The organism is Bradyrhizobium sp. LB14.3 (genome assembly GCF_040547985.1).
Classification (GTDB): Bacteria; Pseudomonadota; Alphaproteobacteria; order Rhizobiales; family Xanthobacteraceae; genus Bradyrhizobium.
In genome coordinates this window covers 294,666-306,714 of record NZ_JBEPQT010000006.1, presented here as the reverse complement: position 1 = coordinate 306,714, position 12,049 = coordinate 294,666, and the positions used below count along the sequence as shown (strand labels likewise).

Sequence of the window (12,049 nt, the reverse complement as noted above, 5' to 3'; positions counted from 1 at the left end):
AACTCTTCTGCGAAGCCCAGGCTTCGATCAGCGTTCCGTCCACCGAAAAATGCTCGTCCGACAATAGCGGCTTGACCTGAGAATGGTTCAGAAGCCTGGTCATGAACTTCGTGAACACATCGCCGTTCTGCAGCCGCTCCCGGTTCTTGGTAAAGGTAGTCGGGTCCCAGATCGGATCGTCCGGCGACAGTCCCACGAACCAGCGATACAAAAGATTGTAGTCCAGCTGCTCCATCAGCTGGCGTTCCGAGCGGATGCCGTAGAACACCTGCAGCAGCAAGGCGCTCAGCAATTGCTCCGGAGGGATCGAAGGACGTCCCTCGCTGGCGTATAGCTTTCCGAGGCTGCGGTTCAAATCATTCAAAACATCCCGGACAAGTTCCCGGACCTTCCGCAGCGGATGGTTCGCTGGCACTCGCTTATCCGGCGCGATGTACGAAAACAGGCCGCCCTGATCCGTAAACCTGCCGCGCATGATCGTCTCCGCCGATTCGAGATGATAAGTGAATCATCAAGTCCCCTCCCTGGCGAGGGGTTTTTCAGCAGACTGCTAGGATCGAGACAATTTTTTGGGAGAGGCCGGATGAGCGAGCGACTTGAAACTCTGCAGAAGGCCGTGATCGCATGATCGAGGACAGGGACGCGCATGCGAAAGTGCTGGCCGCTCCCTTTGTGCGCGAGACGGCCGAGCGAGCGCGCAACAAGTTTATCGAGATCCAGGCGCTGATCGATGCCCTCGACCGCGCCATCCGGGGCGAATTCCCGGTTCCGGTCAAAACCTAGGGCGATAAGCAGCGACACCAGCGGAGCGTTCATCGCAGATGCCGCTACAGCTTCCTCATTGCTGTCTCGCCCATTCGACGATTGCGGTCGCTTCCGCGCCTGCCTGGGTTTCCCAGGCGGCGATCGCGTCCTTTGCTGCCTTCCGCAGCTCCGTGACAAGGAACGCAGGCGCCGGCTCGGCGATATGGACGCCATTGTCCCGCATGCGCGTATAATTTTCGGATGTGCGATGGGCGAGCAGCGCAAACTGGCTTTGCTCCGTCTCGGCCGCAGCAGCCAGCACCTCGCGCTGCATCGGCTCGGACAGTTCGGCAAATGCGTCGCTGCGGACGAAGGCGATCGAGATCGGCATCGCGTAGTTGATGGCCGTGAAATGCGGCAGGAAGTCCCACAGTTTGCGCCCCGCGCCGCCGTCGCCGGAGGTGAGGAAGGCATTCAGCCGGTGCTCCCTCAGTCCGGCAAGTGCTGCGTCCATCGGCAGGAATTGCGCGTTCGCGCCGGCCGCGCGCATGACCTCGCTGGAATTGGCATCGTAGGCCCGCAAGTTCAGTTTCGGCAGATCGTCGGCACTGTCGAGCGACCGTTCCGACCAGAGGCCCGTGGCCGGCCAGATCGTCAGATAGAGCAGCTTGAGGCCGCGCGCAGCGAGCGCCTTCTCATAGAGCGGGCGCGCCCGCAAATTGCTGGCGCGGGCGATTTCGACCGATTGCACGAGAAAGGGCAGGGTGGACAATCCGAGCACAGGGTCGAGGCCCGAGAGCGCGCCCGCGAAGGCATCGCCGCCCGCGATCCGGCCGTCCAGCGCCGCGCGCGGCATCTCGCCCGAATTGATCTTGAGCTCGTTGTCGAAAGCGTTGGTCACGGTCACGAAACCGTGGGTGCGCTCGGAGATGCGGCTGGCGAAGGTCGTCAGCCCGATCCCGGAGATGTTATTCTCAGGATATTCCGTGGTCATCCGCCATTTGACCTGCGCGGCGGCTGGCGCGACGCTCAGGATGAGTGCGGCGAGGGCAAGGATCGCGCGGATCCGTTTGGCGGGATATCGCATTGAGAAAAGCAGGTCAGGCAGCATATATTGGCAACTCGTCGAACCATGGCACGATGCCACAACATGGCAGATCATCTTGTTGCACGCCGCGCCGGCGCGCGCCATCACCATGCCTGCACGAGATGGGTGCAGATTGCGTTGTGCATCATCACCACACTGCTTGTCTCGGCGACACGGGTCGCAGCATGGGACAGCTCGCCTGCAAAGACTGACGTCGCCGTCCCCAGCGTCGAGGAACTCGCGACGCCGCCGGCTAAGTCCGGCGATGCGCGCGAGAGTGACACGCGGGAGTCGATCTGCCTGATTATCGAGGCCGCTGCGCGCGATGCCAATCTGCCGCTGGAGTTCTTTGCCCGCGTGATCTGGCAGGAGAGCCGCTTCCAGGCTGATGCGGTGGGGCCGATGACGCGCAGCGGCGAGCACGCGCAGGGGATCGCGCAATTCATGCCGGGCACCGCGAGCGAGCGAGGACTGCTCAATCCCTTCAATCCGGTGCAGGCGCTGCCGAAGTCGGCGGAATTTCTGAACGAGCTGCGCAATCAGTTCGGCAATCTCGGCTTGGCGGCCGCCGCCTACAATGCCGGCCCGCGCCGGGTCCAGGAATGGCTCGCCGGCACCGGTCCGATGCCGGACCAGACGCGCAACTACGTCTTCGCCATTACCGGCACGAGCGTCGATGCATGGGCCAAGGCCGGCAGCACCGGCAAGGGCCCGCCGAGCTCGCCGCCGACGAGCTGCCGCGATCTGATGGTGCTCCTGAAGCGCGCGCCAAATGCCTTCGTCGCCGAGCTCGAGCAGCATGTGGAGCTCGCGGCCGCAAAGATCTGGGGCGTGCAGCTCGCCGCCGGCTTCGACCGCAACCGGGCGCTGGCGATGTATTCCCGCGCGGTCACGCGGCTAAGCGACGTGATCGGCGAACGTGATCCGAGCCTGCTGAGCTCGGTGATGCGCAGCCGCGGCACGCGCGCGTTCTACCAGGTGCGCATCGGCGCCGATACGCGGAGCGAGGCGGATGAACTCTGCGGTCGCATCCGCAAGGCCGGCGGGGCGTGCTTCGTGCTGAAGAACCGCGGCGTGAGCGGGTAGGGGCATCTGTCCCAGCGTGCATGCCAGCCCCGCCGCGCGCTTTCTTGACGCGAGGCGCCGCATTGCCCGTTATGCAGGCACGATTCCTCATCCGTCCAAGACTCCCGTGGCGCTTCCTCCGCTCGATTCACCTCAATGGCAAAGTCCCTGGCGCGCCTTTGCGTGGGGACTGCGCTCGATCACGCAGACGATCCTCACCCTCGTCCTGTTCGCGACCTATCTCGGCATTGGTGCGCTCGCCCACGATAGCCATTTCAGCCTGCTATGGGCGCTTTGCTCGACGCTGTTCGTCTGGGCGGGACCGGCGCAGATCATCCTGATCACCACGCTCGGCTCTGGCGCGACCGTCATCCAGTCGGCGATCGCAGTCACGGTCAGCGCCGTCCGCCTGTTTCCGATGGTGGTCTCGGTGCTGCCGCTGATGCGCACGCCGACGACAAAACGGCGCGAGCTGTTTTTCGCGGCGCATCTCACCGCGGTGACACTGTGGGTCGAATGCCATCGCTTCCTGCCGCAGGTGCCGCGTGAGCGCCGGATCGCCTTTGTCAACGGACTTGGCTTCGGTCTCGTCTCGGTGTGTCTCACCGCCAACACGGTCGGCTATTTCCTCGCTGCAAATCTGACGCAGACGCTGGGCGCCGCGATCCTGCTGCTGACGCCGCTGTCCTTCTTGTTCTCGACCGCACGCAACTGCCGCGAGGTCGCCGACGGCGTCGCGCTGGCGCTCGGGGTTCTGCTCTATCCGCTGGCCGCGAAGATGAACTCCGGCCTCGACATCCTCGTCAGCGGCCTCGTGGCCGGCACGATTGCCTATGGCGTGCATTGGTGGCGCGAGGTGCGCGCATGAGCTTTGCACAGCTCATCGGCGACTGGCACGCGCTCGCCGTGCTGTTCGTCGCTGGCGTTGTTCCCAACCAGATATGGCGCATGCTCGGCCTGTGGTTCGGCGGCGGCATCGACGAGGGCTCCGAGCTTCTGGTCTGGGTACGGGCGGTCGCCACCGCGATCCTGGCCGGCGTCATCGCCCAGATCGTGGTCGAGCCGCCCGGGGCGCTTGCGAGCGTGCCGGATGCCTTGCGCTACGGTGCGGTCGGCGCCGGCCTCATCGTTTTCCTGCTGACCCGCCGCTCGATCTTCGCCGGCGTGGTCGCGGGCGAAGTCTTCATGCTGGCCGGTACGTGGTGGTTGGGCTAAAACCGCCGGCGAACAGCAGGGAATTGGAAATATGGTTCGCGAAAACCAGCTCCGCGAGGGTGAAGTCTCTATCGAGCTGCCATCGACGCAGGATGCCGGCCTCGTCTTCATCGGCCGCATCCGCACGCCCTGGACCTCGCGGCTGGAGACCCCGCGGCAAGGCCGGCATGACGGCCCTATATGCCGGCTCGAGATCTTCGAACCGTTCGTGCCGGCGATCAAGGGCGTCGATTTTTACAGCAACCTCGAAGTGCTCTACTGGCTCGACCAGTCGCGCCGCGACATCGTCCTGCAAAGCCCTAAGAACAACGAGAAGACCCGGGGCACCTTCTCGCTGCGCTCGCCGGTCCGGCCCAATCCGATCGGCACGTCGATCGTGAAGCTCGTCGGCATCGAGGGCAATGCGATTCTGGTGCGTGGACTCGATTGCATCGACAACACGCCGCTGATCGACATCAAGCCCGATCGTTGCGAGTTCACCCCGCTGGCCGCACCGCAGCCGGGGGATTTTCAGACGGAGTGAAGGCGCTTCGCTCCATCCGCGTCATTGCGAGGAGCTCTTGCGACGAAGCAATCCAGACTGCCACCGCGGACACAGTCTGGATTGCTTCGCTTCGCTCGCAATGACGAGCCGAGAAACTCAAACCTCCTTCAACGCCGCGATCAGCTTGGTCGCGTTCTCTTCCAGCACCTTGACGTCTTCCTTGCGGCTGGCGGGCGGCAGTAGGGCCACTCCGTCGTGGCGCGGCATCACGTGCATGTGGAGATGAAATACCACCTGTCCGCCGGCCGCCTCGTTGAACTGCTGCACGGTGATACCGTCAGCCCTAAACGCTGTCATCGCAGCGGCTGCGATTTTGTGGGCGCCGCGGGCGACATGGGCGTAGTCATCAGGCTTGATGTCGAGGATGTTGCGGGCAGGGGCTTTTGGAATCACCAGCGTGTGGCCTGGTGCCCGCGGCATGATGTCGAGGAAGGCAAGCACGTGCTCATCCTCGTAGACCTTGTGGCAGGGGAATTCGCCGCGCAGAATTTTTGCAAAGATGTTGTTGGTGTCGTAGGCGGTCATGGCGGCGGCTCCCTGGAATTTCGCGCTACTGTCACCAGCAGCAGTGAACCGTCAAGGCGCCTCGTCGGCGCCTTTGCGGAACGGGCCGAGCTCGGCCAGCTCCCGTCCGGCTTCCGCGACATAGGCGCGCTCGCGCTTGAGGTAATCGTCGATGGCGCGGCGCAAGCCGGGATCGGCGATGAAGTGGGCGGAGTGGGTGGTCCGCGGCAGGTAGCCGCGCGCGATCTTGTGCTCGCCCTGCGCGCCGGCCTCGACATTCCCCAGGCCGTGTTTGATGGCGAAGTCGATCGCCTGATAATAGCAGACCTCGAAATGCAGGAAGGGATGATGCTCGACCGCACCCCAGTTGCGGCCGAACAGCGTGTCCGAGCCGATGAAGTTGATCGCGCCAGCGATCCAGCGATCGTTACGGCGTGCCATGATCAGCAGCACGTCCTGGCTCATGGTCTCGCCGATCAGCGAGAAGAATTCCCGCGTCAGATACGGCCGGCCCCATTTGCGCGAGCCGGTCTCCATGTAGAACATGAAAAACGCATCCCACGCGTCTTCGGTGATGTCTTTGCCCGTGAGCCAGTGGATGGTGACCCCGGCGGCCAGTGCATCGCGCCGCTCGCGCTTGATCGACTTGCGGTGGCGTGAGTTCAGCGTCGCCAGGAAATCGTCGAACGTCGCAAAGCCCGGGTTGTGCCAGTGGAACTGCTGGTCGGTGCGTTGGAGGAAGCCGTGCTTCCCGAGCAGCTTCCACTCCGCCTCGCGCGCGAAGGTAACGTGCACCGAGGAGGCCTTGCTGACGCCGCACAGCGCCACCAGCCCGCTCGCCAGCGCCTCCGTGATGCGCTCGTGGTCAACGCCGTCGCGAACTAGCAGCCGCGGCCCCGTCGCCGGCGTGAAGGGAACCGAGACCTGAAGCTTCGGATAATAGCGCCCGCCGGCGCGCTCATAGGCATCCGCCCAGCCGCGGTCGAAGACATATTCGCCTTGCGAATGCGATTTCAAATAGCAGGGCGCCACCCCCGCAACGCGGCCATCGATCTTGGCCACGAGATGCCGAGGCCCCCAGCCGGTGCGGATTGTTGCCGAACCCGATTTCTCGATCGCAGAAAGAAATGCGTGGGAGACAAAAGGGTTATAGGCGGGCCTTGAGAGGCCATGGGAATCGCCTGGAAGCCCGGATGAGGTTCCCTTGCCATGCCCGTTACAAATCTTGCCGGGATTGGCGCAGGCGTCCCAATCGTCCGGCGACACTTCGCCAATGGAAGGTACTGCTTCGAGGGTGATTTCGGATGGTGCCATCGTGCCCAAGATCGTGCATTGCAGCAGCGACTTCAAGAGTGGGAACATCAAGCCTACGGCACGAAGCCCTCGAAGATCATCTGGTCTGCATATTGCCCGACCCGCGTCCGCTGCTCTGTCGTGCGCACGGTCCAGCCTAGCAGGGCGCAGCCGAGCACATTGCGGGCGATCCAGGGCGCCGGGGCCGGGAGGTGGTCGACCTTGAAGGCGACGAAATGCGGTTGGGTCTGGAAGCCGTGGCGCAGGTACAGCATGCTGTCGCGCTGCTCCTGGTTCAGGTAAGCCCAATTTTCGTTCTCATAGCTCCGCTGCGCGACGATGCCGCGCGGGAGGGAGGGCAACAGGTCGCGCAGCGCCAGCACCTGGTCGGGATCGAACGACATACCGACCGCGGGCCCCTGATAGGACGCCAGCACCTCGGCCATCCGCTTCACCAGTTTGCGGTCGCCGTCAAAATGGCTTTTGACCTCGATCACCAGTGGCACGCGGCCGGCGACCATGCTGCAGAGGTCGCTGAGCGACATCATCCGCTCGGCCGTGTCCTTGAACGCGACGGCCTTCAGTTCGGCGGCGGTCTTCTCGACCAGCGCGCCGGCGGCTTCGGTCAGGCGGCCCAGCTCATGGTCGTGATGCACCATGGCCTCGCCGTCGGACGACAGCTGGATATCGACTTCGATCGAGAAATTGCCTGCGATCGCAGCCTGAACCGCGCCCGGCATGTTCTCGACGATGCCGCGGGAAATTTCGTGCAGGCCGCGATGGGCGACCGGCCGGGCTGTCAGCCAATCGGGAGCGCGCATTCCGCTCAGGCGACCTCGAACACGCCGTCGACCTCGACCGCCGCATCCGCGGGCAGCGAGGCGACGCCGACGGTGGTGCGGGCATGGCGGCCCTTGTCGCCGAAGGCGGCCACCATCAGGTCGGAGGCGCCGTTGAGGACCTTGGGCCCGTCCAGGAAGTCCGGCGCCGAGTTGATGAAGCCGCCGAGGCGCACCACGCGAACGACCTTGTCGAGGTCGCCCAGCGCCGCCTTGACCTGGGCCAGCAGGTTGACGGCGCAACCGCGGGCGGCCGCCGCGCCGTCTTCGATGGTCACGCCGGCGCCGAGCTTGCCCTTGGCGATCAGCTTGCCGTCGGGGGCGAAGCAGACCTGGCCGGAGACGAACAGCAAATTACCGGTACGCACGAACGGCACGTAATTGGCCACGGGGGTGGGGGCCTCGTGCAGCTTGATGCCCTGTTCCGCCAGCTTCTGTTCGACCGTGCCCGCCATGTTCGACCTCGTTGTCCAAAATCCATCCGCCCGGGCGCATCCGTTGCAGGCCGGGCGCGCCCTGTTTCGCCCATCGTGCCACCACATGCAAGCAAGCCCAAGGGCCTGCAAGCGGCTGCATTTTGTCGAGGCAGGGCAGGTGGTTCAACTGGGGCCGCAACTTTACGTGAAACGGCCTCAGTTGCGACGCAATGGAACGTTCATTAAAATGTCGAATTTGCGCTTTCCCCAAGGGACCAGACATGCTGCACCTTTTCCGGACTTCGCTCGGTGTGACGGCGCTCGCGGCGGCCGCTTTCGGTCCCGGAGGCGTCGCGCAGGCCGCCAACGGTCCATTCCTCTCGCATCAGGCACTCTACGATTTGAGCCTGGTGAAATCGCGCTCCAATTCGGTCAACAGCGCGCGCGGTCGCATCCTCTACAATTTCGCCGGCAGTTCGTGCGAGGGCTACACCTCCGAATTCCGCCAGGTCTCCGAGCTCGACAGCGGCGAGGGCAAGGTCACGCTCAGCGACCTCCGCTCCAATTCCTGGGAGGACGCCGCCGGCAAAAGCTACCGCTTCAAGATCGAGACGCGGATGAACGAGGCGGATGCCGGCCGGGTCGACGGCTCGGCCGAGCGCGACGGCGACCACATCAACGTCAAGCTGAAGCTGCCGGCGCCGAAGAGCTTTACGCTCGACGGCAAGATCGTATTCCCGACCGAACAGATCCAGCGCATCATTGCCGCCGCCAAGGACGGCAAGTCGCTGCTCGAGCTCTCTGTCTATGACGGCTCCGACGATGGCCAGAAGGTCTACAACACGCTGACCGTGATCGGCCAGCCGATCCCGGCCGAGCGCGAGGGCTCGCCCGATCCGTCGACGTCCGACGAGCACATGAAGTCGCTCAAACGTTGGCCCGTCACCGTCAGCTATTTCGACCGCGAGGCCCAGCAGAAGGAAGGCGAGCAGACGCCGGTCTACGCGATGGCGTTCGAGCTCTACGAGAACGGCGTCTCGCGCCAGCTCGTGCTCGACTACAACGATTTTGTGATTTCGGGCGCGATGGGCAAGTTCGACGCGAAGGACAGCAAGCCCTGCAATTGAGGGTTTTTCTCTCTTTCGTCATTGCGAGCGAAGCGAAGCAATCCAGACTATTTCCACGGTGGCAGTCTGGATTGCTTCGTCGCTTTGCTCCTCGCAATGACGAAAGGGATGTCGCGGGCTAGCCCTTAGCGCGCTGTACGGCTACGCTCCCTCCCAACCACTGACATACGGGAGGCCCAACCATGCCCAAGCTTGATCATCTTCGCCCCAGCGGCCTGCATCACAATCCGGCCTATTCGCATGTCGTCACCGCCACGGGGGCGCGCACCATCTACATCTCCGGCCAGGTGTCGGTGGACGAGGAGGGACGGATCGTCGGCGAGGGCGATCTCGCCGCGCAGACCACGCAGGTGATGCAGAATCTCGGTCACGCGCTGAAAGCGGCCGGCGCGAGCTACGCCAACATCGTCAAGATCACGACCTTCGTCGTGAACTACAAGCCGGAGCTGCGCCCGATCATCGGCAAGGCCCGCTCGGCCTTCTTCGATGGCATGGAGCCGCCGGCCTCTACCCTCGTCGGTGTCTCCGCGCTCGCCGCGCCGGAGTGGATGATCGAGATCGAGGCGATCGCGGTCGCGGATTGATTTCGGGCTACGCTCCAGACGCCTCTTGCAAAACAGCCATCGCTTCGTCGGCCCGGTCAGCAGGCACGAAGAGATGGTCGTGATAAAAGGCCGACACGGCGTTCACGCTGATGCCGGCTGCGGCGAGAGGCGCTGTGATTGCGGCCAAGAACCCCACCGCCTCCAGCGAGGAATGAACCGTCAGGGTGATCAGGCGCGAGGCGAACCCGTAGCGTATGCCTGCCGCTGCGGCCTCTTCGCGCAGGAGCACGAGCGTGATGCCCTCCTGTTCGCGAAACGTCAGCAGCGGACTGAGCGCTGCGGGAATCGGCTGGTCTGTCGGGATCGCGCAGAACACGAAGATGCCCGGCCGCATCTCCGGCTTCATGTGTCTCAGCAGCGCGTCGAGATCGCGTTCGCCTGTCATCACTCCTGCGCCTTTTCCGGCCCCTCATAGGCGATGCCTCGGATCACCGCGGCGCTGCCGAACTTTTTACGCAAGCTGTCCACCGCGCGCTCGGCGTGGGCGGCGCGGCGGTCGAGCATGTCGGTGTCGTCGGCGATCGAGCCCTCGCGCAGTGCGCTGACGCCGGCGCCCATCAGGCGGAAGGCGGTGCCGTCGATCTCCTTGGCCAGCATCTCGCGGCAGATCGAGAAGATCTTTGCGGCAAGCTGCGTCGGGGCTGCGATCGACTGCGAGCGCGTACGCTGGCGGAAGTCGGCGGTCTTCAATTTCAACGTGACGGTGGAGCCGGCAAGCTCGCTGCTCTTCAGCCGCGACGACGTCTTCTCGCACAGCCGCCACAGGATCCGCTCCAGCGCCGCGAACTCGCGGATGTCGGTCTCGAACGTCGTCTCGCTCGAGATCGTCTTGGCGCCCCGATCAGGCTCGACGCGGCGGTCGTCGATGCCGCGCGCGAGCCGCCACAGCCTGCGGCCCTCGCTCGGAAACTGCCGCATCATCTCGATCTCGTCGGCCTTTTGAAGATCGGCGATGATGCGGAAGCCGCGTTGCACAAGGCGCTCCTGCGTGGCCGGTCCGACGCCGAAGATGAAGCCGACCGGCCTCGAAGCCAGCATCTCGCGGGCTTCCTCCTGGTCGAGCGCGGCAAAGCCGCGCGGCTTGTCGAGGTCGGAGGCGATCTTGGCCAGAAACTTGTTGCAGGAGAGGCCGACCGAGACGCTGATGCCGATGTCGCGCTCGATGTTGCGCGCGAACTGCGCCAGCACCTTCGCCGGGATCATGCCGTGCACCCGCTCGGTGCCGGAGAGATCGAGGAAGGCCTCGTCGATCGAGAGCGGCTCGACCAGCGGCGTCAGCGCCTGCATGGCCTGGCGAACCTCGCGCCCGACCCGGACATATTTGGCCATGTCCGGCCCGATCACCGTCGCGTGCGGACAGGCTTCCAACGCCTTGTACATCGGCATGGCCGAGCGCACACCATAGGTGCGTGCGATGTAGCAGGCGGCCGACACCACGCCGCGTTTTCCCCCGCCGATGATGACGGGCTTGTCGGCGATCTCAGGATTGTCGCGCTTCTCGACCGTCGCGTAGAAGGCGTCGCAGTCGATATGGGCGATGGTCAGATTTGCGAGCGCGCGGTGGCGGACGAGGCGAGGGGAACCGCAGGCGGAACAGCGCCGCACGCCCAGGCTTTGGATGGCCATGTCCAGATCGGCCGAACAATCCCGGCAGAAACAGCGGGGCCCGACCGCCTCCGGGGCGGTCACGGCACGTCGCGCTCCCAATGGCGGTCGCCGAGCGCGTCGCCCAGGACCTGCCGCGCTGCGGCAACGTTGGTCGGATGCAGCTCCGCAGTGTCCGCAAAGGCCTTCACGGTGGCGTCATCGCGCATCACGAAATCGAGCACGCTGAGGAGGAAATTCGGGTCCGAGGCGGCATTGCGCAACATCTCCGGGCCGACCCCCGTCTCGGCCAGGAATAGGCCCAGCCGCTCAGGCTCGCCGGCGACGAAGGACAGCGCCTGAAGCGCAACGATTTCAGCGACTTCGCGGGGGTTGTGAACAGGCTTTTTCACGTGGCCGGTTTGCCTTTCCGTTAACTTTCAGTGTCTACTTTGGAGTCATCATGCCCGAGTCTCGTGCCCAAGTCTTGCGACCCCGGACAAGCAACTGGAAACCACATCGCAGAAAGTCGGCCCCCGGGTTTAACGAAACTCAAGCGAATCTGAGGCTAGTTTGAATCCAGTTTTCGAAGCGCCGGTGAGCGGCGCCTGAGGCGGCACATGTATCGGTCTGTGGACCAAACAGGAGGGCGGGATGGCTAAGACCGTCCTGATCGTGGAAGACAACGAGCTCAACATGAAGCTCTTCCGCGACCTGTTGGAAGCGCACGGCTACCAGACCTCGGGTACCAGCAACGGCTACGAGGCGCTCGACCTCGTGCGCAAGACGCGGCCCGACCTCGTGCTGATGGATATCCAATTGCCGCAGGTCTCGGGCCTGGAGGTGACGCGCTGGATCAAGGACGATCCGGAGCTGCGCAGCATTCCCGTCGTCGCCGTCACGGCGTTCGCGATGAAGGGCGACGAAGAGCGCATCCGCGAGGGCGGCTGCGAAGCCTATTTGTCCAAGCCGATCTCGGTCGGCAAATTTATCGAGACGGTCCGGCGTTTCATCGGATAGGAAGTG

General features: G+C 64.2%; 16 protein-coding genes and 1 pseudogene. 8 read left to right on the top strand and 9 right to left on the bottom strand.

Features of this window, described 5'->3' with window-relative positions:
* Window positions 1–475, bottom strand: a 475-nt coding sequence (locus ABIB00_RS15755) for a transposase (RefSeq protein WP_354104968.1), incomplete at its 3' end; no start/stop codon positions are given.
* A gap of 108 nt (window positions 476–583) precedes the next feature.
* Between ABIB00_RS15755 and ABIB00_RS15750 the strand changes: the two are divergent.
* Window positions 584–783 (top strand): annotated as a pseudogene (locus ABIB00_RS15750) (hypothetical protein).
* A 55-nt stretch (window positions 784–838) separates the two neighbouring features.
* Here ABIB00_RS15750 and ABIB00_RS15745 read toward each other — a convergent pair.
* On the bottom strand, window positions 839–1,855 hold the full coding sequence (locus tag ABIB00_RS15745) for a TRAP transporter substrate-binding protein (protein WP_354053406.1): 1,017 nt from the start codon (window positions 1,853–1,855) through the stop codon (window positions 839–841).
* 21 nt (window positions 1,856–1,876) lie between these two features.
* On the opposite strand from ABIB00_RS15745, the gene ABIB00_RS15740 reads away from it, so the two are divergent.
* From ABIB00_RS15740 to tsaA, 4 genes are all read left to right on the top strand, one after another.
* The gene (locus tag ABIB00_RS15740) at window positions 1,877–2,917 is read left to right on the top strand and encodes a transglycosylase SLT domain-containing protein (RefSeq protein WP_354069353.1); all 1,041 of its coding nucleotides are present in this window, start codon (window positions 1,877–1,879) and stop codon (window positions 2,915–2,917) included.
* A 106-nt stretch (window positions 2,918–3,023) separates the two neighbouring features.
* Complete coding sequence (locus ABIB00_RS15735; RefSeq protein WP_354104967.1) at window positions 3,024–3,764, top strand: AzlC family ABC transporter permease; 741 nt, start codon at window positions 3,024–3,026, stop codon at window positions 3,762–3,764.
* Window positions 3,761–4,111 carry an AzlD domain-containing protein gene (locus ABIB00_RS15730; protein ID WP_247340677.1) on the top strand — a complete coding sequence of 117 codons (351 nt, stop codon included), beginning with the start codon at window positions 3,761–3,763 and terminating at the stop codon, window positions 4,109–4,111. The genes ABIB00_RS15735 and ABIB00_RS15730 overlap by 4 nt, the downstream gene beginning before the upstream one ends.
* Before the next feature lie 31 nt (window positions 4,112–4,142).
* Window positions 4,143–4,634 (top strand): tRNA (N6-threonylcarbamoyladenosine(37)-N6)-methyltransferase TrmO, encoded by a 492-nt coding sequence (gene tsaA, locus ABIB00_RS15725; protein WP_354104966.1) that lies wholly within the window; start codon window positions 4,143–4,145, stop codon window positions 4,632–4,634.
* Between the two features lie 117 nt (window positions 4,635–4,751).
* On the opposite strand, the gene ABIB00_RS15720 is transcribed toward tsaA, so the two are convergent.
* The 4 genes from ABIB00_RS15720 to ABIB00_RS15705 are packed head-to-tail and all read right to left on the bottom strand — an operon-like array spanning window position 4,752 to window position 7,746.
* Complete coding sequence (locus tag ABIB00_RS15720; protein WP_247340675.1) at window positions 4,752–5,180, bottom strand: HIT family protein; 429 nt, start codon at window positions 5,178–5,180, stop codon at window positions 4,752–4,754.
* A gap of 51 nt (window positions 5,181–5,231) precedes the next feature.
* Window positions 5,232–6,473, bottom strand: coding sequence for a GNAT family N-acetyltransferase (locus ABIB00_RS15715; RefSeq protein ID WP_354104965.1), 1,242 nt, complete (start codon window positions 6,471–6,473; stop codon window positions 5,232–5,234).
* A gap of 53 nt (window positions 6,474–6,526) precedes the next feature.
* Window positions 6,527–7,273, bottom strand: coding sequence for a glycerophosphodiester phosphodiesterase (locus tag ABIB00_RS15710; protein ID WP_354104964.1), 747 nt, complete (start codon window positions 7,271–7,273; stop codon window positions 6,527–6,529).
* Window positions 7,274–7,278: 5 nt separating this feature from the next.
* On the bottom strand, window positions 7,279–7,746 hold the full coding sequence (locus ABIB00_RS15705; RefSeq protein WP_247340671.1) for a RidA family protein: 468 nt from the start codon (window positions 7,744–7,746) through the stop codon (window positions 7,279–7,281).
* Between the two features lie 242 nt (window positions 7,747–7,988).
* Here ABIB00_RS15705 and ABIB00_RS15700 point away from each other — a divergent pair, with 242 nt between their 5' ends.
* On the top strand, window positions 7,989–8,834 hold the full coding sequence (locus ABIB00_RS15700) for a cell envelope integrity EipB family protein (RefSeq protein ID WP_354051584.1): 846 nt from the start codon (window positions 7,989–7,991) through the stop codon (window positions 8,832–8,834).
* A gap of 182 nt (window positions 8,835–9,016) precedes the next feature.
* The gene (locus tag ABIB00_RS15695; RefSeq protein ID WP_247340667.1) at window positions 9,017–9,418 is read left to right on the top strand and encodes a RidA family protein; all 402 of its coding nucleotides are present in this window, start codon (window positions 9,017–9,019) and stop codon (window positions 9,416–9,418) included.
* A gap of 7 nt (window positions 9,419–9,425) precedes the next feature.
* Here the strand turns inward: ABIB00_RS15695 and ABIB00_RS15690 are convergent, their stop codons facing one another.
* From ABIB00_RS15690 to ABIB00_RS15680, 3 genes are read right to left on the bottom strand one after another with little or no spacing between them, the layout of a single operon-like run.
* Window positions 9,426–9,824, bottom strand: a complete 399-nt coding sequence (locus ABIB00_RS15690; RefSeq protein WP_247340665.1) for an ACT domain-containing protein — start codon at window positions 9,822–9,824, stop codon at window positions 9,426–9,428.
* A complete protein-coding gene (locus ABIB00_RS15685; protein ID WP_502917822.1) occupies window positions 9,824–11,146 on the bottom strand; it encodes a DNA polymerase IV in 1,323 nt (440 codons plus the stop codon). Before ABIB00_RS15685 ends, ABIB00_RS15690 begins: the two co-directional genes overlap by 1 nt.
* Window positions 11,125–11,436, bottom strand: coding sequence for a DUF3572 domain-containing protein (locus ABIB00_RS15680; protein WP_354051590.1), 312 nt, complete (start codon window positions 11,434–11,436; stop codon window positions 11,125–11,127). The genes ABIB00_RS15685 and ABIB00_RS15680 overlap by 22 nt, the downstream gene beginning before the upstream one ends.
* A 241-nt stretch (window positions 11,437–11,677) precedes the next feature.
* Here ABIB00_RS15680 and ABIB00_RS15675 point away from each other — a divergent pair, with 241 nt between their 5' ends.
* On the top strand, window positions 11,678–12,043 hold the full coding sequence (locus ABIB00_RS15675) for a response regulator (RefSeq protein ID WP_247340659.1): 366 nt from the start codon (window positions 11,678–11,680) through the stop codon (window positions 12,041–12,043).
* Window positions 12,044–12,049: the final 6 nt, after the last annotated feature.